Here is a 22,860-nt window from a genome sequence, read left to right on the forward strand (position 1 = left end):
GATGCAGCTGTTCGCCGCACTGCGCCCGCCCGCCGACGTCGCGGCGGAAATCGCCGACGCGCTCGGCGAACGGGACCGGCTGCTGCGCTGGTCCGATCCGGCTGGCTGGCACATCACGCTGGCCTTCTACGGCGAGGCGGACCCTGCCGGATGCGCCGCCTTCCTCGACCGGGCACTGGACGGCCGAAAATCCGTTGACGTCCGGCTCTCCGGTTCGGGAACATTCCCGGGAGTGCTGTGGTTGGGAGTGGCGGGGGAGGACCTCGCCGACCTCGCCGCGGCCGCCACCATGGGCTCCGGCGAACAACGCCCGTACCGGCCGCACCTGACGCTGGCGCGATGCTCCCGCACGCGGCCGCCGACGGCGTGGACGGAACACCTCGCCGGCTTCCGCGGCCGGGCCTGGACCGCGGACCGGGTCGAGCTGATGGGCGGCGGCAGCCCGTACCGCACGCTGCGGTCCTGGCCGCTGCGCCGCGCGGGAGCCGGCCGCGAGCCGACGCTGCCCAGCTAGCCGCACGCGGCTGAAGCCGCAGTTCAACCGGCTGGTAACCTCGCAATCGGGTCCGGCTGCAGTCCGTGGCGGCCGTGACCGTCTCACCCGGCCGCGTGGCGCGGTGCGGGCCTCACGGCACTAGATGCACAAGGAGCACCACCAGTGGCGCTGTCCACCGATGAGAAGAAGACGATCCTCGCCGAGTACGGGCTGCACGACTCGGACACCGGATCCCCCGAGGCCCAGGTCGCGCTGCTCACCAAGCGGATCATCGGCCTCACCGAACACCTGAAGACCCACAAGCACGACCACCACTCCCGTCGCGGTCTCCTGCTGCTGGTCGGCCGTCGCCGCCGGCTGCTGAACTACACGGAAAAGGTGGACGTGGCGCGGTACCGGGACCTGATCAAGCGTCTCGGCCTGCGCCGATAGCGTGCTGACGAGGGGGAGCGGCTTCGGCCGCTCCCCCTCGCCGCAAGCACACCCCCCCACACGGCGCGAGCGCGCTGGAGGAACGATCTCGCCGGTCCTCGGTAGTGGTTCCCGGGCAACGGACCCGGGGGCTTCGATCGAAGACCGGCCTCACACCTCCTCGAGCGTCCTCGGGCGAACCGGGTCCCACAGTGGGAGACTCTCGCCGTACGAAGGAACCAAAGAGGAGATTGACCATATGACCGACTCCACCGGAGTCACCGTGTTCGAGACCGAAGCCGTTCTGGACAACGGCCGGTTCGGCACCCGCACCGTCCGGTTCGAGACCGGCCGGCTCGCCAAGCAGGCCGCCGGCGCCGTCGTCGCGTACCTGGACGAAGAGACCATGCTGCTGTCGGCGACCACGGCGTCGAAGCACCCGAAGGAGCACTTCGACTTCTTCCCGCTGACCGTGGACGTCGAGGAGCGGATGTACGCCGCCGGCCGCATCCCGGGCGCGTTCTTCCGCCGCGAGGGCCGCCCGTCGACCGACGCCATCCTCACCGCCCGCCTGATCGACCGCCCGCTGCGCCCGTCCTTCGCCGACGGCCTCCGCAACGAGATCCAGGTCGTCATCACCGTCCAGAGCCTCAACCCGGACGACCCGTACGACGTGCTGGCGATCAACGCCGCGTCGGCCTCCACCCAGATCGCCGGCCTGCCGTTCTCCGGCCCGGTCGGCGGCGTGCGCGTCGCGCTGATCGAGGGCCAGTGGGTCGCGTTCCCGACCTGGCCGCAGCTCGAGAAGGCCACCTTCAACATGGTGGTCGCGGGCCGCATCGTGGGCGACGACGTCGCGATCATGATGGTCGAGGCCGAGGGCACCGAGCACACGCTCGACCTGATCGCCGACGGCGGCACCGCGCCCGACGAGACCACCGTCGCGCAGGGCCTCGAGGCCGCGAAGCCGTTCATCCGCGTGCTGTGCGAGGCGCAGCAGCGCCTGGCCGCCGACGCCGCGAAGCCGACCGGCGAGTTCCCGCTGTACCCGGCCTACCAGCCGGACATCTACGAGGCCGTCGCCGCGATCGCGTCCGACGAGCTCGCCAAGGCGCTGCAGATCGCCGGCAAGCAGGAGCGCGACGCCGCGACCGACGAGGTCAAGGCCGCCGTCCTGGAGAAGCTCGGCCTCGGCGAGGGCGAGGCCTTCGAGGGCCGCGACAAGGAGGTCGGCGGTGCGTTCAAGGCGCTGACCAAGAAGATCATGCGCACCCGCGTCCTCACCGAGAAGATCCGGATGGACGGCCGCGGCCTGACCGACATCCGCCAGCTCTCGGCCGAGGTCGCCGTGATCCCGCGGGCGCACGGTTCGGCGCTGTTCGAGCGCGGCGAGACCCAGATCCTGGGCGTCACCACGCTGAACATGCTCCGCATGGAGCAGCAGATCGACTCGCTGTCCCCGGAGACGACGAAGCGCTACCTGCACCACTACAACTTCCCGCCGTTCTCCACCGGCGAGACCGGCCGCGTCGGTTCGCCGAAGCGGCGCGAGATCGGCCACGGCATGCTCGCCGAGCGCGCCCTGGTCCCGGTGCTGCCGAAGCGGGACGAGTTCCCGTACGCGATCCGCCAGGTCTCCGAGGCGCTGGGCTCCAACGGCTCCACCTCGATGGGCTCGGTCTGCGCGTCCACCATGGGCCTGTTCAACGCCGGCGTGCCGCTGAAGGCTCCGGTCGCGGGCATCGCCATGGGCCTGGTGTCCGACGAGGTCGACGGCGAGACGCGTTACGTCGCGCTCACCGACATCCTCGGCGCCGAGGACGCGCTGGGCGACATGGACTTCAAGGTCGCCGGCACGAAGGACATCATCACCGCGCTGCAGCTGGACACCAAGCTGGACGGCATCCCGTCCGAGGTGCTCGCGGCCGCGCTGAAGCAGGCGAAGGACGCTCGCCTCACCATCCTGGAAGTCATCGCCGAGGCGATCGACGGCCCGGACGAGATGAGCCCGTACGCCCCGCGCGTCACGTCGGTGAAGATCCCGGTCGACAAGATCGGCGAGGTCATCGGGCCGAAGGGCAAGATGATCAATTCGATCACCGAGGAGACCGGCGCCGACATCTCGATCGAGGACGACGGCACGATCTACGTGGGCGCGGCCGACGGCCCGTCGGCGGAGGCGGCGATCGGCAAGATCAACGCCATCGCCAACCCGCAGCTGCCGAAGGTCGGCGAGCGCTTCCTGGGCACCGTGGTGAAGACGGCCGCGTTCGGCGCGTTCGTCTCGCTGCTGCCGGGCAAGGACGGCCTCGTGCACATCTCGAAGCTGGGCAACGGCAAGCGGATCGCGAAGGTCGAGGACGTGGTGAACGTCGGCGACAAGATCCGCGTCGAGATCGCCGACATCGACAACCGCGGCAAGATCAGCCTGATCGTCGTCAAGGAAGAAGACGCGGCGAAGCCCGCCGAGGGCGACGCGGAGGCGGAGAAGGCCGAAGCCAAGTAAGGCTCGCGCCCCGCACAGCTTGGTCCGTGAAGGCCCCCTCTCCGGCCGGGGAGGGGGCCTTCACCGCATGTGAGCAAAGGAATCCATTGGCACGGCAGGTTTCCGGGCACGAGCAGCCCGTCGGCACCACCCGTACGCTCGAGTCCACTTCGGACGGTGCGGTCGTCAAGCGGAGCGTCCTTCCCGGCGGCCTGCGGGTGATCACCGAGCACGTCCCGGCGTCCCGGTCGGCGACGGTCGGGCTGTGGGTCGGGGTCGGTTCGCGGGACGAGCCGTCGCCGGTCGCGGGCGCGGCGCACTACCTGGAACACTTGCTGTTCAAGGGAACCGCCCACCGCGACGCCACCCAGATCGCGGAGGAGATCGACGCGGTCGGCGGCGAATTCAACGCCTTCACCGCGAAAGAGCACACCTGCTACTACGCCCAGGTCCTGGACGCGGATCTGCCGCTGGCGCTCGACCTCGTCACCGACGTGGTCTTCGAAGCGCAGTGCACCGATCGCGACATGGACATGGAGCGCAGCGTCGTCCTCGAAGAGATCGCGATGCGCGACGACGACCCGGAAGACCTGCTGCACGAGGAGTTCGTCAGCGCGATCCTCGGCGACCACCCGCTGGGCCGTCCGGTGCTGGGCACGGAAAAGTCCATCACCGAGATGTCGCCGGTCGCGCTGCGCGGCTTCTACCGCCGTCGCTACACCCTGCCGCGGATGGTGCTCGCGGTCGCCGGGAACGTCGAACACGCCCAGGTGCTGCGGCTGGTCAAGCGCGCACTGAACGATCGCCTGGGCGGCACGGCGACGCCAGTCGCGCCGCGGTCCGGCCGTGCGCGGCTCAAGACGGTGCCGAAGCTGGCGCTGCACCCGGACGACACCGAGCAGGCCCACGTGATGCTCGGCTTCCGCGCACTGCCGCGGCACGACGAGCGCCGGTTCACCCTGTCGGTGCTCAACGCGGCGCTCGGCGGCGGCATGAGTTCGCGGCTGTTCCAGGAGATCCGCGAGCGGCGAGGCCTGGCGTACCAGGTGTATTCGTCGGTGGCGAGCTACGCCGACCTCGGGCACATGTCGGTGTACGCGGGCTGCCAGCCGGAGCGACTCGGCCAGGTCGCCGGGGTGATCCGCGAGGTGCTCGATTCGGTCGCCGCGGACGGGCTGTCCGACGCCGAGGTCGCGCGCGCCAAGGGCCAGCTGCGCGGCGGGCTCGTGCTGGGCTTGGAGGACACGTCGTCGCGGATGTCCCGGATCGGCAAGAACGAGCTGAACTACGCCCGGTACCTGGGCGTGGACGACACGATCGCGCGGATCGACGCGGTCACGACCGAAGACGTGTGTGCGCTCGCTCGCACTCTGCTGCGGCGCCCCGGCGGGGTGTCGTCCGCGGCGGTGGTGGGGCCGTACGCTCACGCCGACGACCTGCCGGACGATCTGCACGAGGTGATCGCGTCATGACCGAGTCCCCGATCCGCGTCGGCGTGCTGGGCGCACGCGGCCGCATGGGCGCCACCGTGGTGAAAGCCGTGGAAGGCGCCGCGGACCAGGAACTGGTGGCCGCGCTGGACGCGGGCGACGATTTCGCCGCGCTCGAGAACGCCCAGGTGGTCGTGGACTTCACGCATCCGGACGCGGTGATGGACAACCTGCGCTGGCTGATCGCGCACGACCTGCACGCGGTCGTGGGGACTACTGGCTTCAGCGAGGAGCGGCTGGCCGAACTGCGCGGGCTGCTGGCGGACAAGCCGTCGGTGGGCGTGCTGATCGCCCCGAACTTCGCGCTGGGCGCGGTGCTGGCGATGCGGTTCGCGGCGCAGGCGGCGAAGTTCTACGCCTCGGCCGAGATCATCGAACTGCACCACAACCGCAAGGCCGACGCCCCGTCCGGCACCGCCGCGCACACCGCGCGGATGATCGCCGCCGCGCGGGCCGAGGCCGGGGTCACTCCGGGCTCGGACGCCACTACGTCCGAATTGGACGGTGCCCGCGGCGCGTCCGTCGAGGACGTCCACGTGCACTCGGTGCGGCTGCCGGGCCTGGTGGCGCACGAGGAGATCCTGTTCGGCGGCGAGGGCGAAACCCTGACCATCCGGCACGATTCGCTGGACCGGACGTCGTTCATGCCCGGCGTCCTGCTCGGCGTGCGCTCGGTGGTGTCGCGTCCCGGCCTGACGGTCGGCCTGGAGAACGTGCTCGACCTGTGAAAGCTCGCAATTTCGCGCTGCTGATGACGGCGGCGCTCGTGGTGTACCTCGTCCTGCTGGCGGACCGGGCCGTGGCGCTGCTGCAGACCGGGACGCCCGCCGGGATCGCGCTGGGCATCGGCGTGTTCCTGCTGCCGCTGCTGGGCGTGTGGATCGTCGTGGTGACGTGGCGCTCCGGCATGCAGATCCAGCGGCTGTCGCGGCGATTGGACGCCGAGGGCGGCCTGCCGGACGTGTCGGACCTGCCGCGCCGCCCGTCCGGCCGCGTGGACCGCGACGCCGCGGACGCGTGGTTCGACGAACGCCGCGCGGAGGTCGAGGCGGACCAGGAAAACTGGCGGCCCTGGTACCGGCTGGCGTACGCGTACGACATCGCGGGCGACCGGCGGCGAGCGCGGGCGACCATGCGCAAGGCGATCGAACTGGAAGCGGCGGAACGGAAGTAGCGCCGGCACCGCACTCCCGCTGATGTTCGTGAGGGGCACCCTGAGGGAATCAGATTCCCTCAGGGTGCCCCTCACGTACGTCTAGTCGCTTACTGCAGCCAGCCGGCGAACATCGCGGGCGAAGCCGCCAGCAGGCTGAACCGCACCCACCGCCCGGCGAGGCCCGCGGCGAGGAACGTCGTCAGCCGCATCCGGACCATCCCGGCGAGCACGCTCGTCGCCATGAACGGGGGCAGCCCGACGAGCGAGCTGACTCCGTAGGTGCCGGTCATCCAGTGCGGATGGCGCTGGCAGCGTTCGCGCAGCGCCTCGATCTTGCCGCGGATCACCTTGGTGCGCAGCTGCCAGCGGACCCGTCGCGGCGTCATCGGGCGTTCGCGGTGCAGCCGGTCGTGAAGGAATTTCGGGAGCCGGATCGAGCCGCGTGCGGCCAGGTAGTACATCAGTTTCCCGGCGATCTGCCCGACCGCTACCGCGCCGCCCAGCCACAGCCAGGGCACGCCGGGCTGGCTCGCGCAGAGGCCGATGACGAAGAGCTCGGCGTTGATCAGCGGCACGATCGCCGAGCCGAAGGCGACGCCGAGGGTGATGAGCACCCATCCCATCGCGCCACCCCCTCCGTGTCCGTGCTCACTCCAAGCTATCAGCCATCACGAAAAGATCACGGGGGTTAACCCCACTCTTTCCCGGGGAGCCAACCCCAGAAGATCACCTGGCCGACCGGTCTCGGACACCTTCTGCTGCCACTCTCGAACCCGTGCCTGAGGTGCCGATCGCCGACCGTTTCGCCGGGTTGTGCGCCGCCGTCGTGCGCGTGCTGCCGTTCGGGTTGCCGCGGATCGTCGCGCCGAGTTTCCTCGGTTTCGCGGTGATCAACGGCTTCACCTTCGGTGTCGATCTTCTGCTGCTGACGCTGTTTCACGGCGGGCTGAAGTGGCCGGTGTGGCTGTCGATCAGCGTCGCGTACGTGGTCGCGTTCGGGCTGAGTTTCGTGCTGAACCGCGCGCTCAACTTCCGCTCGCACGCGCCGGTGGGCCGCCAGGCGGTGCTGTACGTGGCGGCGATCGCCGTGAACTACCTGGCGTTTTTGCTCGGGCTGGGCGCCGGATTGGCCGCGCTGGGCGTCGAATACCACCTGTCGCGGCTGATCGCCGGGGCGTGCGAGGGCGTGTTCATGTACTCGGTGATGCGCTGGGTGGTCTTCGCGAAGCGCGAAGAGCCGGTCAGTGTGTGAGTTCCAGTTCCAGGGTGCCGGTGAGCCGGACCTCGCGCAGCGTGCCGCGGCCGGTGTCGAGGGTGCGGACGGTGCCGTCGGGAGACCAGCCGGCGCGGCGGTAGAAGCCGAGCGTCGCGTGGTCGGACTGCGCGACCCAGGTGATGCCGCGGCTGAGCCCGTTCGCGCGCAGGTCGGCGGCGGCGGTCGCGAGCAGCCGCCCGGCGTGCCCGCGACGGCCCCAGCGCGGCTCGACCACCAGCGACGCGATCAGGCCGGGCGCGTCCTCGGGCGCTGACCCGTCGGCCGCGGCGGCTTCGTCCTGCGGGGCCGGGCCCGCGACGCAGTAGCCGACCGTGAACGAGCCCTCGGTGGCCAGGTAGACGCGGGAGCCGGGGTACTCGATCGTCTCCGCCCAGGTGCCTTCGAGGTCGGCCTTGTCGAGTTCGTCGATGGCTTCGTCGCCCAGCAGGCCGGCGTAGGCGGCCCGCCAGGTCAGCCGCTGGATGCGGGCGATCTCCGCGGCGTCGGACGGGTTCGCGGGACGGACTTCGGCGGCACTCACGCGGGCAATGTACCGAAACTGTCGGGGGTGGCTGGCACCATGGCGGAATCATGCAGACGATCAGCCTTTCCGCCGCCCGCCGCACCGCTCTGGCCGCGCAGGGGTTCGCCGACCCGCGGCCCGCCTCCGACCCGACCCGGCGGCACCTCGCCAAGGTGCTGTCGCGGGTCCAGTTGCTGCAGCTGGACTCGGTCAACGTCGCCGTGCGCGCGCACTACATGCCGCTGTTCTCGCGACTGGGCGCGTACGACCCGGCGCTGGTCGACGACGCCGCGTGGAGCCACCGCGCACGACAGCCGCGGCTGCTGGTCGAGTCGTGGGCGCACGAGGCGAGCCTGCTGCCGATCGAAGACTGGCCGCTGCTGCGGTCCGGCGCGAAGCGGGACGGCTGGTGGCGGAACTACACCAAGGTGGTCGACACGATGCCCGGCCTGCTCGACGACGTGCTGGCGGTCATCAAAGAGCACGGCCCGATCGGCGCCGGAGCGATCGAGAAGGAACTGGAGACCGAGGCGGTCCGGCGCGGGCCGGGGGCGTGGTGGGAACGCTCGGTGGTGAAGAAGGCGTGCGAGTACCTGTTCGGCGTCGGCCAGCTGAGCACCGGAACGCGGCGGTCCTTCGAGCGGCTGTACGACCTGACGGAGCGAGTCGTGCCGCCGGAGATCCTGTCCCGCAAGGTGTCCGCGGAGGAGGGCGCGCGCGGCCTGATCGACCGTTCGGCGCGGGCACTGGGCGTGGCGACGGAAACCGATCTGCGCGACTACTACCGCCTTGGCCCGGACGTCTCTCGGCAAGCTGTCCAGGAGCTGGTCGAGGAAGGCGTCCTGGAGCCGGTCCAGGTGGCCGATTGGCGCGCGGTCGCGTACCGGCACGCCGACGCGCGGACGCCGCGGGCAGTGTCCGGGCGGGCTTTGCTGTGCCCGTTCGACCCGCTGATCTGGGAACGCGCGCGGACGGAGCGGTTGTTCGGATTCCGGTACCGCATCGAGATTTACGTGCCGGAACCGAAGCGGGAGTACGGGTATTACGTATTCCCGTTCCTGCTGGACGGCGCGCTGTCCGCACGAGTGGACCTGAAATCCGACCGGGCGGCCGGGGTGCTGCGAGTGCAGGGCGCGTTCGCCGAACCCGGCGCCGACCAGCCGCGAGTGGCAGCGGAACTGGCCGGAGAACTGCGGACGATGGCGGAATGGCAAGGCCTCGACGGCGTGGCGGTGGGGGAGCGGGGTGACCTGGCCCGGGCATTGCGACGAGCGGTGAAGTAAGCAGGGGCTAGTGGGTGTTGGTGCTTACCGGAATTGCCACTCACGACGGCCGCGGAAGTCTTTGCCGCGGCGGGTGAGGTTGGCGGGCGCGGAGGTCCTTGCTTGGCATGCGGGAGGTTCCCGGCGGCTCGCGGAAGTTCCCGGTGGTTATGGCGTGGCGCGCGGAAGTTTGCGGCAGCTGCCGGGCGTGAGAAAGCGTGCTCGGCTGCGGAGGACTCGCAGGCCAAAACGGCCGCCGAGCTTCGACCCGGCTGAATGAAGCAGGCCTCGCGCCCGCAGGACAACCCTGACCCGTCCCGAACCCATTGCGGCACCCCGCATCCAGCCCATCACCGCCAGAAACGCTTTGCCCCGCCAGGAAAACCCCGTGCAGCACGAAGCGGCGGGCCGCCCGGGATGCCTCCGGTGCGGCCCGCCGCCTCCCCCTTGCATCCGTCTGCTCGGCGCACTCGGGGTAGTGGAGTGTGCAGGCCAAAGCAGACGGGATGTCAGCCCGCCGCGCGGGTCACCACTGCGTTGCCGGTTCCGGTGCGGGCGCGGACTTTCAGCGCGACCGCGCCCTCCGGCGGCGTTTCCGAGACTTCCAATTCGCTCGAAACCCGCCCGGCCGCCGACGCCAGTTCCACTTCCGCTCGCACTCCGCTCCGGATGCCGACTCGCACCTCTCCCGAGCCGGTGATCAGTTCGAGCGAGCCGGACGCCGCGTCGGCCACCGAGAGGTCGCCGCTTCCGGTGCGGGCCATGACGTCGCCCTCGACCGCGCCCAGCCAGACGTTTCCGGTGCCGGTGCCAAGCGTTGCCGGTCCGGCGATCGACGCCGCTTCGACCGAGCCGCTTCCGCTGCGCAACTGCAGTCCGGCCAGGGTCGGGCCGAGTTTCACGGCTCCCGTTCCGGTCCGGATGGTGGCCGCGCCGTCCGCGCGTTCCAGCGACACTTCGCCGGACCCGGTGAGGATGTCCGCGCGGCCCGCGGCGCCGGTCACCGTGACGTCCGCCGAACCCGCGCGCACTTCGAGGTGCGACCCGGCCGGGGCGTGCACCGTCACCGCCACCGGGACGTTCCGCAGTTGCCACGCCTTCGCCGCCCGCACGACGACCCGGTTGCCCGTCTTCTCGATCCGCGCCTGGCGCACCGCGTCGGCGACCGAGAACTCCGGCACGCCGCCGAACTGGTCGCCGAACTTCTCGCCGACCCACGACAGCAGGCTGCTGACCCCGTTCACCCACGACGGCTGATCGCCCGCGTCGTGCTGCAACCGCACCGTCACCCCGGACTCCCGCCCGAGCACGACCTCGACCCGTCCGATCGTGACGCCCAGGTCCAGTTCGACCGGACCGTCCGCCTCGAAGTCCTGCAGCCGCACGTACGGACCCGGTTCCGCGCTGTCGGAACCCGCCGAAGCGTCGTCCGCGGAACTGTCCGAAGTGGACGCCGCTTCGCCCGTGGGGGCGGCAGATTCGCTCGTGGCCTCCGCAGCGCCGTCGCCCGCTGGACTGTCCGAAGTGGACGCAGCTTCACCTGTCGGAGCGGCAGATTCGCTGGCCGCCTCCGAAGCGCCGTCGTCCGCCGAGCTGTCCGAAGCGGACGCAGCCTCGCCCGCCGGAACAGCAGATTCGGCGGATGTCGTCGAAGCAGCGTCGGCGCTGGCCGCTTCCTCCGTCCCGAAGCCAGGTTCCCCAGCCCGGTCTTCGGAGTTCTTCCCCTGGTCTTCCCGGTTTTCGCCCATGGTGGTGCCCCCTTCTAGCCTTCGACCCAGCCGTGCAGCTTGGTCTCGGTGCGGCCCCCGCCGCTGCTGCTGTCGTGCCAGCGCTGGTGCCGTTGCTGGTGCTGCTGCGCCTGGCCGAGCGCCCCCTGCACGGCCTGCGCCACGAACGTGTTCAGCGAAACCCCCTGCGCGGCGGCCGCCTGTTCGGCCTGGCCCTTGATCTGCTCGACCAGCCGCAGCGTGATCCGCGAGATGTCGCCGCCGTCGATCGGCGGGGCGGGCGGTGGCGGCGGCGGGGGAGGCGCGGACGAAGAACGATCCTCGCCGCCGGTCACCACCACGCGCACGTCCCGGCCGTCGAGCCGGACGTCCACGACCTGGCCGGGCAGCGCGGCGGTCACCTCGGCCGCCAGGTCGGCCAGCGCGTTCATCAGCGTCAGCCGGACCGCCGGTTCCAGAGCAGACGACAGCAGTGCGGCCGCCCGCCGGGTCTGCTCGTCCCCGGCGGAGGCCGTGTTCGCGAGGTCTTCGCGAAGGTTCGCGATATACGGCGTCAAGTCCATGACACCACTATGGCGTCACGAGTGACGTCACGTCAAGGCGCGGTGATGTCACCCGTGCCGCCGGGTTAGGCTGGCGGAGCCGATATGAGGGGAGCGAGACCGGTGCCGCCCAAGGTGCAGCTGATCGCGAAAACCGAGTTCTTCCCGCCCGAGGACGTGCCCTGGTCCACCGACGCCGACGGAGGCGAAGCGCTCGCCGAGTTCGCCGGGCGCGCCTGCTACCAGTCCTGGGAGAAGCCGAATCCCGCGACCGCGACCAACGCCGGGTACCTCGAGCACGTCATCGACGTCGGCCACCTGGCCGTGCTGGAGCACGGCTCGGTCACCTTCTACCTGTCCGGGATCTCCCGCTCGCTCACCCACGAGCTGATCCGGCACCGGCATTTCTCCTACTCCCAGCTCTCCCGGCGCTACGTTCCCGAGCGCGACGCCGAGTTCGTCGAGCCGGACGTCATCGCCGAAGACCCGGTGCTGCACGAGAAGTTCGTCAAGGCCACGCAGGCCAGCGCGGCCGCGTACGACGAGCTGCTCGCCGGGCTGGAGGAGAAGTTCGCGGACACGCCCAGCGCCACCCTGCGCCGCAAGCAAGCGCGCCAGGCGGCCCGCGCCGTGTTGCCGAACGCGACCGAAACCCGCATCGTCGTCACCGGAAACTACCGAGCCTGGCGGCATTTCATCGCGATGCGCGCCACCGAGCACGCGGACGTCGAGATCCGTTCGCTGGCCATCGAATGCCTGCGGCAGCTGCACAAGGCGGCGGCCAACGTGTTCGCCGACTTCACGATTTCGACCCTGCCCGACGGCACCGAGATCGCCTCGAGCCCGAAAGTGCTGGAAGGCTGACAACGCACTGATGAAACACCTGACGATCGACCTCCGCCCCGGCCCCTATTCGGTCGTGCGGCTGCCCGCCGACGCCGCCGTTCCCGCCGAACTGCTCGAACCCGGCGAGCCCGCGCTCGTGTCGGTCACGCGCACGCCCGACGAGCTGTCGGTGATCTGCCCGACCGGCCGCGAACCCGAAGGCGGCACCGTCGAGGACGGCTGGCGGCTGTTCACCGTGCGCGGGCCGCTGGAATTCACCCTTACCGGCATCATCTCCGCGCTCGCCTCGGAGCTGGCGGCGGCGGGTGTCGCGCTGTTCTCGCTGTCCACCTTCGACACCGATCACATCCTCGTGCGCTCGGACGACCTCGACCGCGCCGTGGCGGCGTTCCGCGAGGCCGGGCACGAAGTGCTCCTGCCTGCCTGACGAAAGTCCGTGAAGGGCTCCTTGCCGGAATCAGATTCCCTCAAGGAGCCCTTCACGGACCGTCCCGCCGCGCCCGACGCGCGATGCCGACGTCTGCGAGGGCGGGCGCGGCGTGGCGCAGCACACCCTTGCCCCGCAAAGTTCGGCATGCCTAAACTTCGAGTTGGGGCGGCCGATACCAGGGAGTGGCGCACATGGCGGTGGCGGAAGCGGCACGTCCGCGCGGCGTGGCCCGGCTGCGCGCGGGCTGGGCGCTGCTCGGACCGGCGTTCGTCGCCGCGATCGCCTACGTCGACCCGGGCAACGTGGCGGCCAACGTCAGCGCCGGGGCGCGCTACGGCTACCTGCTGGTGTGGGTGATCGTCGCGGCGAACCTGATGGCCGTGCTGGTGCAGTACCTGTCGGCGAAGCTCGGTCTCGTCACCGGCCAGTCGCTGCCCGAGGCACTGCGCGACCGGCTGTCCGGCCGGGCGCGGCTCGCGTACTGGGCGCAGGCGGAGATCGTCGCGATCGCCACCGACCTGGCCGAGGTCGTCGGCGGCGCGATCGCGCTCAACCTCCTCTTCGGGCTCCCGCTGGTCGCGGGCGGGCTCATCACCGGACTCGTGTCGCTGGTGCTGCTCGCGGTGCAGGACCGCGGCGGACAGCGCCCGTTCGAACGCGTCGTGACCGGCCTGCTGGTGGTGATCGCGGTCGGGTTCCTGGCGAGCCTGTTCGTCGAATCGCCGTCGGCAGCCGGGATCGCGAACGGCCTGATCCCTCGTTTCAGCGGCGGCGACAGCGTGCTGATCGCGGCCGCGATGCTCGGCGCGACGGTGATGCCGCACGCGGTGTACCTCCACTCCGGACTGGTCCGCGACCGGCACGGCAAACCCGAACCCGAACGGCGCAGGCGGCTGCTGCGGGCGACCCGGTACGACGTCGGGTTCGCGATGCTGCTCGCCGGTGCGGTGAACCTCGGCATGCTGCTCGTGGCCGCGACGAATCTCCAAGGCCAGCAAGGCGTCGACACCATCGAAGGCGCACACGGCGCGGTCGCCGCCGCGCTCGGGCCGGGAGTCGCGCTGCTGTTCGCGATCGGGCTGCTCGCGTCCGGGCTGGCGTCGACCTCGGTCGGCGCGTACGCGGGCGCGATGATCATGCAAGGCTTGCTGCGCAAGAGGATTCCGATCGTGGTGCGGCGGCTCGTCACGCTCACTCCGGCGATCGTCGTGCTGGCGCTGGGCGCCGATCCGAGTGCCGCGCTGGTGGTTTCGCAGGTGGTGCTGTCGTTCGGCATCCCGTTCGCGCTCGTCCCGCTCATCCGGCTCACCGCCGACCGCGGGCTCATGGGCACGGACGTCAACCGCCGGACCACCACGGTGCTCGCCGCCGTCATCGCGGCGGTGATCATCCTGCTCAACGTCGTGCTGATCGTGCTCACCTTCACCGGCTGACGCTGTCCTAACCGGACGGAACCGGCAAGGCTGCCGGACGGTCGGACTAGCATCTGCGCGAAGCCGACCGAGGAGCCCGACCCCGTGACCGACGAACAGACCCGCCCGCACGACCCGAACCGCACGGCCCCCGCCGGCCGCGTGGTGGCCGGCCGCTACCTGCTGCTCGGCGAACTGGGCCGCGGCGGCATGGGCATCGTGTGGCGCGCGCAGGACCAGGTGATCGGGCGGCAGGTCGCGATCAAGGAGCTGCGGCTGCCCGAAGCTGAAGGCGCCGCGGTGTTCTCGGAGCGGATCCTGCGCGAAGTGCGCGCGGGCGGGCGGCTCAACGACCCGGCCGTCGTCACGGTCTACGACGTGGTCACCGACCAGGGCACCACGTGGATCGTGATGGAACTGGTCGAGGCGCCCACGCTCGCCGACCTGGTGCGCACGCACGGCCCGATGCCCGAGCAACAGGCCGCGGTGATCGGGGAGCGGGTGCTGTCGGCGCTGCAGGCCGCGCACGCCGCCGGGATCGTGCACCGCGACGTCAAACCGGCCAACATCATGGTCGCGCCGGACGGCCGGGTGAAGCTCACCGACTTCGGCATCGCGCACGCCATCGACGACCCGCGGCTCACCACGAGCGGGATGATCGTCGGCTCGCCCGCGTTCATGGCCCCGGAGCGGGTCGAGGGCCGCGAAGCGATGCCGGAATCGGACCTGTGGTCGCTCGGCGCGACGCTGTACTTCGCGGTCGAGGGGATCGTCGCGTTCGAACGGCCCACCACGGCCGCCACGCTGCACGCGATCATGACCGAGGTGCCGTACCTGACCCGTGTGCAGGGGCCGCTCGGCGCGGTCATCCTCGGCCTGCTGGTGGCGAACCCGGAAGCCCGGCTCACCGCGGCGCAGGCGCGGGCGCAGCTCGCCCACGCCACCGGTCCGCAGCAGCGTCCGGCCACCGCGGTGATGCCGCAGCAGGAGACCCGCGTCGGCGGGCAGCCGACCCGGCTGGCGGCGAAGCCGGACGGCAAGAGCAGGCGCGGCCTGTGGGCGGGCGCTGTTGCGGTGCTGGTGATCGCCGCGCTGGTCGGCGGGTTCTTCCTCGGCAAACCGGTGTGGTCGCCGAAGAAGGACGAGCAGCAGGCCGAGACGGTCACCTACGGTCCGGACGGCTACCTCAAAGCCAAGTTCTCCTCGTACGAGATCTGCTACAACGCGGTCGTCCAGCCGGGCGTGGTGATCAGCTCGGACAACAACGTCGACTGCAAGAAGAACCACACGCTCGAGGTCTACGACGCGGCCGACCCGCTGCCGCTGGAGAACTGGAGCAACGACGACGCGGCGGTCGCCCCGTATCCCGGCCTGGAGGACATCAGCCGGGCCGCCGAGGCCCGCTGCGCGGCGACGTTCCACTCCTCGGTGGTGCCGCAGCAGCAGCGCGCCGGGCTGTCGTACCGAGCGATCGTGCCGACCCAGCAGGGGTGGCAGGTGCAGCCGGACAGCGACAGCAGCAGCGGCCCCAATCGCAAGATCTACTGCGTCCTCTCGCGGGCCAACAACGACCAGATCCCGGCGCAGATCACCGCCAAGGTCAAGTAGCCGCGCGAGAAGTTCCGCCGGGAGCGGCGCGGCGGCGGAAAATCTCCGAAGTTGCCGGTGGCACACCAGGTCGAGGCCGGGTTCGGCGCTCCGACGAGGTACCGTCGTGGCCATGTCCACCTCACCTGCCGCCGCGCCCGGACGTCCGTTCGGCCGCGTGCTCACCGCGATGGCGACCCCCTTCGACCGAGCCGGGGCGCTGGACGTGAAGCGGGCCCAGGAACTGGCCGAGTACCTCGTGGACCTCGGCAACGACGGCCTCGTCGTCAACGGCACCACCGGCGAGAGCCCGACCACCTCCGACGAGGAGAAGGCCGCCCTGGTCCGCGCCGTCGTCGAGGCGGTCGGCGACCGCGCGACCGTCGTCGCGGGGGCGGGCACCAACAACACCGCGCACAGCATCGAGCAGGCGCAAGCCGCCGCCGAGGCGGGCGCGCACGGCCTGCTCGTCGTCACGCCCTACTACTCGCGGCCGAGCCAGGCCGGGCTGTACGCGCACTTCACGACGGTCGCCGACTCGACCGAGCTGCCGGTCATGCTCTACGACATCCCGCCGCGCTCGATCGTGCCGATCGAGGTCGACACGCTGCAGCGGCTGGCCGAGCACCCGCGGATCGTCGCGGTCAAGGACGCCAAGGGCGACCTGATCGCCGGCTCCGAGGTCATCGCGAACACCCACCTCGCCTACTACTCCGGCGACGACGGGCTGAACCTGCCGTGGCTGTCGGTCGGCGCGGTCGGCGTGGTCAGCGTGATCGGGCACGTCGTGGCGGGCCGGATCCGCGCGATGATCGAGGCCTACGAGGCGGGCGACACCTCGACCGCGCGCACGAACCACCGCGCGATGCTGCCGGTGCTGCGGGCGATGTCGCGGGTCGGCGGCGTGGCGTTCAGCAAGGCTTCGCTGCGGCTGCGCGGGTTCGACATCGGCGACCCGCGGCTGCCGATCGTGGCCCCGTTCGACGACCAGTTCGAGCAGATCGCGGCCGATCTCGCCCAGGGCGGCGTGCCGCTGGAGGACAGCGCGGCCTCGGACTGGCATGGTGCACGGGTGGCACAAGCAGATTCGCAGGCGGCCTACACCGCCCCCACCTCGCACACCAGCGTTGGGACAATGCCCCGGTGACCTCACTTCCCGCCGGACCCGGCCCGACGCACCTCCCGCCCGCCCTTCCCGAGGGAGCCCTGCGCGTCGTCGCGCTCGGCGGCATCGGCGAGGTCGGGCGCAACATGACCGTCTTCGAATACGACGGCAGGCTCCTGATCGTCGACTGCGGCGTCCTCTTCCCCGAGGACGACCAGCCGGGCGTCGACCTGATCCTGCCCGACTTCCGCGCGATCGAGGACCGGCTCGACGACATCGACGGCCTCGTGCTCACCCACGGGCACGAGGACCACATCGGCGCCGTCCCGTTCCTGCTCCGGCTGCGCCCGGACGTCCCGATCTACGGTTCGCGCTTCACCAACGCGCTGCTCGCGGCCAAGGCCAAGGAGCACCGCCAGCGGCCGAAGCTGATCGAGGTGCGCGAGGGGGAGAAGCGCAAGGTCGGCGCGTTCGACCTCGAGTTCTTCGCGGTGAACCACTCGATCCCGGACGCGCTCGCGGTCGCCATCCGCACGCCGGCCGGCGTCGTGCTGCACACCGGCGACATCAAGCTCGACCAATTGCCGCTCGACGGCAGGCTCACCGACCTCGCGGGCTTCTCGCGGCTCGGCGACGAGGGCGTGGACCTGTTCTGCGTGGACTCGACCAACGCCGAGGTGCCCGGGTTCGTCATGCCCGAGCGCGACATCGGCCCGGTGCTCGACGACGTCGTCCGGCGCGTGGACCAGCGCGTCATCGTCGCCTGCTTCGCGAGCCACGTGCACCGCGTGCAGCAGGTGCTGGACGCCGCCGTCCGGCACGGCCGCCGGGTGGCGTTCGTGGGCCGGTCGATGGTCCGGAACATGGGCATCGCGGCCGAACTGGGCCTGCTGAACGTGCCGGAAGGCCTGCTCGTGGACCTGGACCAGGCGAGCAACCTGCCCGAGAGCAAGGTGCTGTTCGTGTCGACCGGTTCGCAGGGCGAGCCGCTGTCGGCGCTGTCGCGGATGGCCCGCGGCGAGCACCGGCAGATCTCGATCCGCGCGGGCGACACCGTCGTGCTGGCCAGCTCGATGATCCCGGGCAACGAGACCGCGGTGTTCGGCGTCGTGAACGGCTTGACCCGGCTCGGCGCGAACGTCGTCCACCAGGGCAACGCGAAGGTGCACGTGTCCGGCCACGCGTCCGCGGGCGAGCTGCTGTACCTGTACAACGCGGTCCGGCCGAGCAACGTCATGCCGGTGCACGGCGAGTGGAAACACTTGCGCGCCAACGGAGAGCTCGCGATCCGCACCGGCGTCGCGCCGGACAACGTGGTGATCGCCGAGGACGGCGTGGTCGTGGACCTGGTCGACGGCAAGGCCTCGCGCACCGGCCGGGTCGAGGTCGGGCACGTGTACGTGGACGGGCTGTCCGTCGGCGACGTCGGCGAGTCGACCCTGTCCGACCGGCTGGTGCTCGGCGAGGGCGGGTTCATCGCGATCACCGTGGTGATCGACTCGAACACCGGCCGCGCGGTCAGCAGCCCGACGATCTCCGGCCGCGGCTTCTCCGACGACCCGAAGGCCCTGCACGCCGTCGTGCCGCTCGTGGAGATGGAGCTGGCGCGGACCGAAGCCGAGGGCATCACCGACACCCACCGCATCGCGCAGGCGGTGCGCCGGGTCGTCGGCCGGTGGGTCGCCGACACCTACCGCAGGCGGCCGATGATCGTGCCGACGGTCATCCCGGTCTGATTCAGCGCCGCGCGCCCGCCAGCAGCAACGCCATCACGACGATCGCTGCCTGGCGGGCGAGCGCGTTGCGGGCTCTGCGCTGTTCGGCCCGGCTCGGTCGGTGGTCCATGAGATCCCCCAGGTGTCTCGTGCGGCTCGCTCCAGTGTGGCGGGCCCGCGGATAGGACACATCCCGCGCGAGGTTGGTTCCCGTCTCCGTCCGGAGGGGGAGTCAGGCGACCTCGGCGGTCTGTCGTTGGACCAGGTAGGCGCCGCCGAGCAGCAGCGCGGCGCCGACCGCTTGCGGCCAGGCGAGGGCTTCGCCGAGCAACGCCCACGCGAACGCCGCGGCCGCGACGGGTTCGAGCAGCCCGACCACGCTCGCCACCGAGGCAGGCAGATGGCGCAGCGCGGAGATCCCCGCGACGTACGGGATCGCCGTCGAGAGGATCACCAGGCCGAGCAGGAGCAGCCACAGCGGCGGGGTCCACGCTCCGAAGGGGACGGTCTGGCCCGCCATCCCCAGCGGCAGCGTCCACGGCGGCGCGGCGACGCTCACGAGCACCCCGCCGATCACCATGCCCCAGGTGACCAGCCCGAGCGGTTCGCGGTCGGCCACCGCGCGTTCGCCGAGCAGGAAGTACCCGGCCGAACAGAGCGCCGCGCCGAGGCCGGCCAGCAGCCCGATCGCGTCGAGCCGCAGCCCTTGCCAGACCTGCGCGACCAGCGCCAGTCCGACCATCGCGACCGCCATCCCGAACCACAGCATGCGCGGCAGCCGCTTCTTGCGCACCACGCGCACCCACAACGCGATCAGCACCGGCGACAGGAACTCCAGCAGGATCGCGATGCCGACCGGGATCCGTTGCGCGGCAATGAAATACAGCAGCTGCGTACCGGCCACGCCGAGCGCCCCGTACGCCAGCAGCATCGGCCATTCCCCGCGCCGGACGCGCAACGTGTGCGGCGCGAACAGCGCGGTGCCGATCAGCAGCAGGACCCCCGCCGTCCCGATCCGCAGCACCGCCACCTGTTCCGGCGTCATGCCCGCGCCCATGACCGGTTTCGCGAGCGTCCCGGAGGTGCTGAAGAAGACCGCGGCGAGCAGGACGAGCGACAGCCCGCGGCCGCGGTGGATCACCCGGGGTTGTTCCAGGACGGGGAGTTCGGTGGTCACGCGCGCGACATTACGGAGCGGGACGACCGAGCGAAACTGAGTTATTCCCCGGTTTTACTAATCCGACCAAAAGTAGGCCGACCCCGACCGCGGCACGTAACCGTTGCTACGAAAGCCATTCGGCCGTGGCTGTGGTCGGATTAGTAATGATCGGCACAGTCAGGCCCGTCGCGACGTGTGTCGTGATCGTCGCCAGCCGCCGCCCCTGAATCCGCAGTGCCTGCAGTGCGGTGGCATCCGGCGCCGCGGATTTGCGCGAGACGAACGAGCCGCCGTACGGGTTGCCGGACTCCATGAGGTGCGGGTCCGCGTAGCCGAGGGGGAGGACGATCGCGCCCCAGTGGTAGAAGATGTTGTTGATGGCCAGCACGGTCGCTTCGAGGCCGCCGTGCGCGGTCGACGCCGACGTGAACGACGTCGCCACCTTGTCGGCCAGTTTCCCTTGCGCCCACAGGCCGCCCGTGGTGTCCACAAAGGACTTCAGCTGCGCGGCGGGCCCGCCGAACCGGGTCGGGCTGCCGAGCGCGAGCCCGTCCGCCCACTCGAGATCGGCCAGGGTGGCGAGTTCGTGGTGCGGCCCGGAATCGACCCAAGCCTGCCAGCGCCGGTTGCTCGCGATCGCTTCCGGCGGCGCGGTCTCGGCCACGGTGCGGACGCGGACCTCCGCCCCGGCTTCGCCCGCCCCCTCGGCGAGCGCGCCGGCGAGGGCAGCGGTGTTCCCGGTGGCGCTGTAGTAAACGACCAGAATGCGGGTGCTCACACCTCGCGACCCTAGCCGGGCTCAGCGAGGCGTCCCACGATCCGGACTCAGCGCTGCGGCTTCCAGGGACTGACCGTGTCGGTCGGCCGGGTCGGATCGTAGAAGCGCGGCCGGATGGGTTCGTGGCGGCGCAACGGAACCAGGCCGTCCGTGATGGCCTGCATGATCTTGGCGTGCGCGCGAACGCCCGCGCCCGGCCGCTCCGGCTCGACGTCGGAGAGGTCCACCGGCGCGCCGAAATGCACCTTGAACCGGGGCCGCCGCAACGGCGCGCTCAACCCGGACTTCGCCAGCGGCAGCAGGTCCGCGGGCCCGTTCACGGTCTCCGTGCCCCAGTAGACGGCCTCGTGCGCGCCCCACTGGCTGATCGGGATCACCGGCACGCCCGCGGCGAGCGCGAGCCGCGCCGCCCCGGTCTTGCCGCGCTCGGGCCACAGCCCCGGGTCGTGGCTGATCCGCCCCTCGGGATAAACGACGATCGGCTCGCGAGTGGTCCGCAACGCCTCGGCGGCTTCGGCGAACTGCCCGATCGCGGTCGCCGCCTTGGCCCGGTCCACGCGCAAATGCCCGCTGACCTTGAGCGCGGGCCCGATCACCGGCGCGTCGAGAATCCCGCCGGCGAGCATGAACCGGGGATTGATGCCGATCCGCTTGCACGCCGCCATGAGCACGAAGGCGTCGAACACGCCGATGTGATTGGCCGCCATGAGCAACGGCTTCCCCCGGAGTTCCCGCGGCACCGCCCCGGTGACCGTGAGCCGCCCGACGAGATTCACCAGCCCTCGGTCGAGGTTGAGCATCGTCCGCCAGATCGCGGGGGCACGGCGCGGAGCCTCGTCCTGTTGGAGCGCGAACATGAGCAGAGCATTTCACGGGCGGAGCCACCTGCGGCAACGCGGTTCTCGGTGCGGTGGGGGCGGTGTGGGCTTCGGATGCTGTTGTAGCTGCTCAGAGCGCGTGCGGAGGGGCTTGGTTCGCGGTCAGTAGTCCCATTCCCAGCCGAGGCTGCCGTTCAGGTACCCGTTGGCGGCGGTGAGCAGGAGCATGCCGTGCGGATTGGGGGTGTCGACCACGAGCTGACCTGTGTACTTGCTGCTGGGCGCGAACTGGAACGGGAGCTGCTTGACCCGCCATTTGCATGGACTGTTGTACTCGGCCTGGTTGGTGAAGCCGTCCTCGCCGCGGGTCGAGAACCGGGTCTCGTTGAGCACGTCATTGCCGAAGGCGTAGATGTCGGACGGGTCGCCGCCGGCGGCGGGCATCTGGACGGTGAAGTCGAGCACCAGCGTGTGCATGCCCGGCTTGCGCGTTCCGGGCCGGTCGCAGGCCGGGTCGACGGTGATTTTGGTCAGCCACGCGGTGATGCGCGGTTCGCCGGTGCCGGGGTCGCGGGTGCCCCAGACCTGCCCGACGGATTTCTTCAAGTAGGTGTCCGCTGCCATCGCGCTGGTGGTCGGCACCGCCGCGACGCTCGCGGGCGCAGGGGAGTCGGCCACGGGGGACGCTGGTTCGGAAACCGACGGACGGGAAGTCGGCGGAGCGGGAGTCGCTGGAGCGGGCGCATTGTTGCCGCACGAGCTGAGCAGCACAGTCAGCGTCGCTGTGCCGAGGACGAGGCCGAAGAGAGTCCGGATGGTCATGCTTGCTCCAAGCCCGGTCGAAGAGTGCTTCGATGGGTCGCGTTGATCACGCGAGCTGTTACGGCACGAATGTCCGGAAGGAGAGCGGCCGCGCACCCGGATTCATGGGCGGGGATTGAGCGGTTGTCGCTGGTCAGGAAACCTCAGCCGGTCGCAACTCAGTGGACTCCGTATACCCGGACTCCAGCCACCTCGTACAGCCCGACACCGTCGCACCGTCGACGTCCCGGGTCTGCAGCAACATCCCGGTCTCCGAATCGAACACCAGCTGCCGCGTCCCAGCCCGCGCCGAATCCGGGGCACTCACCACAACTCCCGGCACCTCCGCGTCCTCCAAGACCAGCCCGGGCTGGTCCGCCAACCACAAGAGCAGCAATCGCTGCAGCTCAGGCGTCACCACCTGAGTCAGCCACACAGTGCTGAAAGCCTTGACCACTCCAGCCGGACTAATCCGCCGCCGCAGCTCTGCGCTCACCGACGGCAGATCCCGGCCCCGCAGGAAGTCGCCCATCAACCCGCCCGGCGGAAAGTAGCCGCTGGGCCGCACAGGCGTCCCATCCTGCGTCACCAGCAACCGCCCCGAACCGTCCGCGGCGATCCAGTCCTCGCGCTCGAAGAACCGAGTGCTCGCCGACAGAACCCGCCCCGAAGCGGTCCGGTCGCTATGCCCGGCCCATCCGGACTTGCGGAGGTAGTGGTACCGCCCCGTACCCCGAGGTGCCGCAGCGAAAACGGTCCGTTCGGCAAGCAGTCGCACGATCTCGGCAGGGCTGGGCATGGAGGGACCTCGCCTTCCCAGGGGAACCCCGACGCTTCCACAAGATCCACTGTGATCCGGGAC

Annotated in this window: 23 protein-coding genes; 14 read left to right on the top strand and 9 right to left on the bottom strand. The window is 70.7% G+C overall.

Annotated elements, in window-relative coordinates:
- The first annotated feature begins 1 nt into the window (after position 1).
- The 6 genes from thpR to WA670_RS38680 all read left to right on the top strand — a co-directional run bounded on the left by thpR (position 2) and on the right by WA670_RS38680 (position 6,056).
- On the top strand, positions 2-514 hold the full coding sequence (thpR, locus tag WA670_RS38655; protein ID WP_238605434.1) for an RNA 2',3'-cyclic phosphodiesterase: 513 nt from the start codon (positions 2-4) through the stop codon (positions 512-514).
- A 144-nt stretch (positions 515-658) separates the two neighbouring features.
- Positions 659-928, top strand: a complete 270-nt coding sequence (gene rpsO, locus WA670_RS38660; RefSeq protein WP_037812514.1) for a 30S ribosomal protein S15 — start codon at positions 659-661, stop codon at positions 926-928.
- Between the two features lie 238 nt (positions 929-1,166).
- Positions 1,167-3,413, top strand: coding sequence for a polyribonucleotide nucleotidyltransferase (locus WA670_RS38665; protein WP_134734477.1), 2,247 nt, complete (start codon positions 1,167-1,169; stop codon positions 3,411-3,413).
- An 86-nt stretch (positions 3,414-3,499) separates the two neighbouring features.
- Positions 3,500-4,864 carry a M16 family metallopeptidase gene (locus WA670_RS38670; protein WP_134734476.1) on the top strand — a complete coding sequence of 455 codons (1,365 nt, stop codon included), beginning with the start codon at positions 3,500-3,502 and terminating at the stop codon, positions 4,862-4,864.
- Entirely contained in the window at positions 4,861-5,610 is a 750-nt protein-coding gene (gene dapB, locus WA670_RS38675; RefSeq protein WP_037812509.1) for a 4-hydroxy-tetrahydrodipicolinate reductase, read from the top strand. The genes WA670_RS38670 and dapB overlap by 4 nt, the downstream gene beginning before the upstream one ends.
- Positions 5,607-6,056 (top strand): tetratricopeptide repeat protein, encoded by a 450-nt coding sequence (locus WA670_RS38680; protein WP_167756728.1) that lies wholly within the window; start codon positions 5,607-5,609, stop codon positions 6,054-6,056. The genes dapB and WA670_RS38680 overlap by 4 nt, the downstream gene beginning before the upstream one ends.
- 89 nt (positions 6,057-6,145) lie before the next feature.
- On the opposite strand, the gene WA670_RS38685 is transcribed toward WA670_RS38680, so the two are convergent.
- Entirely contained in the window at positions 6,146-6,661 is a 516-nt protein-coding gene (locus WA670_RS38685) for a membrane protein (RefSeq protein ID WP_037812507.1), read from the bottom strand.
- 152 nt (positions 6,662-6,813) lie between these two features.
- On the opposite strand from WA670_RS38685, the gene WA670_RS38690 reads away from it, so the two are divergent.
- Positions 6,814-7,290: a GtrA family protein gene (locus tag WA670_RS38690; protein ID WP_078870439.1), complete on the top strand. Its 477-nt coding sequence runs from the start codon at positions 6,814-6,816 to the stop codon at positions 7,288-7,290.
- Here WA670_RS38690 and WA670_RS38695 read toward each other — a convergent pair.
- The gene (locus WA670_RS38695) at positions 7,280-7,834 is read right to left on the bottom strand and encodes a GNAT family N-acetyltransferase (RefSeq protein WP_043827028.1); all 555 of its coding nucleotides are present in this window, start codon (positions 7,832-7,834) and stop codon (positions 7,280-7,282) included. The two genes, WA670_RS38690 and WA670_RS38695, sit on opposite strands and share 11 nt — an antisense overlap.
- A 50-nt stretch (positions 7,835-7,884) precedes the next feature.
- Between WA670_RS38695 and WA670_RS38700 the strand changes: the two genes are divergently transcribed.
- Entirely contained in the window at positions 7,885-9,099 is a 1,215-nt protein-coding gene (locus tag WA670_RS38700; protein ID WP_336161103.1) for a winged helix-turn-helix domain-containing protein, read from the top strand.
- Between the two features lie 488 nt (positions 9,100-9,587).
- On the opposite strand, the gene WA670_RS38705 is transcribed toward WA670_RS38700, so the two are convergent.
- Both WA670_RS38705 and WA670_RS38710 read right to left on the bottom strand, forming a co-directional pair.
- Positions 9,588-10,463, bottom strand: a complete 876-nt coding sequence (locus WA670_RS38705) for a DUF4097 family beta strand repeat-containing protein (RefSeq protein WP_238608298.1) — start codon at positions 10,461-10,463, stop codon at positions 9,588-9,590.
- Between the two features lie 377 nt (positions 10,464-10,840).
- Complete coding sequence (locus WA670_RS38710) at positions 10,841-11,368, bottom strand: toxin-antitoxin system HicB family antitoxin (RefSeq protein ID WP_043827030.1); 528 nt, start codon at positions 11,366-11,368, stop codon at positions 10,841-10,843.
- Positions 11,369-11,452: 84 nt separating this feature from the next.
- On the opposite strand from WA670_RS38710, the gene thyX reads away from it, so the two are divergent.
- From thyX to WA670_RS38740, 6 genes are all read left to right on the top strand, one after another.
- Entirely contained in the window at positions 11,453-12,211 is a 759-nt protein-coding gene (gene thyX, locus WA670_RS38715; protein ID WP_037812497.1) for an FAD-dependent thymidylate synthase, read from the top strand.
- 10 nt (positions 12,212-12,221) lie between these two features.
- Positions 12,222-12,620 (top strand): ACT domain-containing protein, encoded by a 399-nt coding sequence (locus tag WA670_RS38720; protein WP_336161104.1) that lies wholly within the window; start codon positions 12,222-12,224, stop codon positions 12,618-12,620.
- A gap of 194 nt (positions 12,621-12,814) precedes the next feature.
- A complete protein-coding gene (locus WA670_RS38725) occupies positions 12,815-14,056 on the top strand; it encodes an Nramp family divalent metal transporter (protein ID WP_051728914.1) in 1,242 nt (413 codons plus the stop codon).
- An 84-nt stretch (positions 14,057-14,140) separates the two neighbouring features.
- Positions 14,141-15,643 (top strand): serine/threonine-protein kinase, encoded by a 1,503-nt coding sequence (locus WA670_RS38730; protein ID WP_134728551.1) that lies wholly within the window; start codon positions 14,141-14,143, stop codon positions 15,641-15,643.
- A gap of 112 nt (positions 15,644-15,755) precedes the next feature.
- Positions 15,756-16,769 carry a 4-hydroxy-tetrahydrodipicolinate synthase gene (dapA, locus tag WA670_RS38735; protein ID WP_051728913.1) on the top strand — a complete coding sequence of 338 codons (1,014 nt, stop codon included), beginning with the start codon at positions 15,756-15,758 and terminating at the stop codon, positions 16,767-16,769.
- 104 nt (positions 16,770-16,873) lie between these two features.
- Positions 16,874-18,463 carry a ribonuclease J gene (locus tag WA670_RS38740; protein WP_235146553.1) on the top strand — a complete coding sequence of 530 codons (1,590 nt, stop codon included), beginning with the start codon at positions 16,874-16,876 and terminating at the stop codon, positions 18,461-18,463.
- A gap of 211 nt (positions 18,464-18,674) precedes the next feature.
- Here WA670_RS38740 and WA670_RS38745 read toward each other — a convergent pair whose 3' ends face one another.
- The 5 genes from WA670_RS38745 to WA670_RS38765 all read right to left on the bottom strand — a co-directional run bounded on the left by WA670_RS38745 (position 18,675) and on the right by WA670_RS38765 (position 22,797).
- Positions 18,675-19,619: an EamA family transporter gene (locus WA670_RS38745; RefSeq protein WP_134669127.1), complete on the bottom strand. Its 945-nt coding sequence runs from the start codon at positions 19,617-19,619 to the stop codon at positions 18,675-18,677.
- Between the two features lie 106 nt (positions 19,620-19,725).
- The gene (wrbA, locus tag WA670_RS38750; protein ID WP_134669129.1) at positions 19,726-20,379 is read right to left on the bottom strand and encodes an NAD(P)H:quinone oxidoreductase; all 654 of its coding nucleotides are present in this window, start codon (positions 20,377-20,379) and stop codon (positions 19,726-19,728) included.
- A gap of 47 nt (positions 20,380-20,426) precedes the next feature.
- A complete protein-coding gene (locus tag WA670_RS38755) occupies positions 20,427-21,236 on the bottom strand; it encodes a lysophospholipid acyltransferase family protein (RefSeq protein WP_037812490.1) in 810 nt (269 codons plus the stop codon).
- A gap of 123 nt (positions 21,237-21,359) precedes the next feature.
- On the bottom strand, positions 21,360-22,019 hold the full coding sequence (locus WA670_RS38760; RefSeq protein WP_336161105.1) for a hypothetical protein: 660 nt from the start codon (positions 22,017-22,019) through the stop codon (positions 21,360-21,362).
- A 133-nt stretch (positions 22,020-22,152) separates the two neighbouring features.
- Entirely contained in the window at positions 22,153-22,797 is a 645-nt protein-coding gene (locus tag WA670_RS38765; RefSeq protein WP_336161106.1) for a hypothetical protein, read from the bottom strand.
- Positions 22,798-22,860: the final 63 nt, after the last annotated feature.

Origin of the sequence: Amycolatopsis sp. VC5-11 (assembly GCF_037034185.1) — a bacterium.
In the GTDB taxonomy this organism is placed as follows: domain Bacteria; phylum Actinomycetota; class Actinomycetes; order Mycobacteriales; family Pseudonocardiaceae; genus Amycolatopsis; species Amycolatopsis nivea.

Bases quoted from the DNA above. Each gene is read 5' to 3' on its own strand.
- WA670_RS38740 (WP_235146553.1), top strand. From the start codon at position 16,874: ATGACCGTCTTCGAATACGACGGCAGGCTCCTGATCGTCGACTGCGGC.
- thyX (WP_037812497.1), top strand. From the start codon at position 11,453: ATGAGGGGAGCGAGACCGGTGCCGCCCAAGGTGCAGCTGATCGCGAAA.
- dapB (WP_037812509.1), top strand. From the start codon at position 4,861: ATGACCGAGTCCCCGATCCGCGTCGGCGTGCTGGGCGCACGCGGCCGC.
- WA670_RS38765 (WP_336161106.1), bottom strand. From the start codon at position 22,797: ATGCCCAGCCCTGCCGAGATCGTGCGACTGCTTGCCGAACGGACCGTT.
- thpR (WP_238605434.1), top strand. From the start codon at position 2: ATGCAGCTGTTCGCCGCACTGCGCCCGCCCGCCGACGTCGCGGCGGAA.
- WA670_RS38755 (WP_037812490.1), bottom strand. From the start codon at position 21,236: ATGTTCGCGCTCCAACAGGACGAGGCTCCGCGCCGTGCCCCCGCGATC.
- WA670_RS38700 (WP_336161103.1), top strand. From the start codon at position 7,885: ATGCAGACGATCAGCCTTTCCGCCGCCCGCCGCACCGCTCTGGCCGCG.
- dapA (WP_051728913.1), top strand. From the start codon at position 15,756: ATGTCCACCTCACCTGCCGCCGCGCCCGGACGTCCGTTCGGCCGCGTG.
- WA670_RS38720 (WP_336161104.1), top strand. From the start codon at position 12,222: ATGAAACACCTGACGATCGACCTCCGCCCCGGCCCCTATTCGGTCGTG.
- WA670_RS38710 (WP_043827030.1), bottom strand. From the start codon at position 11,368: ATGGACTTGACGCCGTATATCGCGAACCTTCGCGAAGACCTCGCGAAC.
- WA670_RS38665 (WP_134734477.1), top strand. From the start codon at position 1,167: ATGACCGACTCCACCGGAGTCACCGTGTTCGAGACCGAAGCCGTTCTG.
- WA670_RS38685 (WP_037812507.1), bottom strand. From the start codon at position 6,661: ATGGGATGGGTGCTCATCACCCTCGGCGTCGCCTTCGGCTCGGCGATC.
- WA670_RS38725 (WP_051728914.1), top strand. From the start codon at position 12,815: ATGGCGGTGGCGGAAGCGGCACGTCCGCGCGGCGTGGCCCGGCTGCGC.
- WA670_RS38760 (WP_336161105.1), bottom strand. From the start codon at position 22,019: ATGACCATCCGGACTCTCTTCGGCCTCGTCCTCGGCACAGCGACGCTG.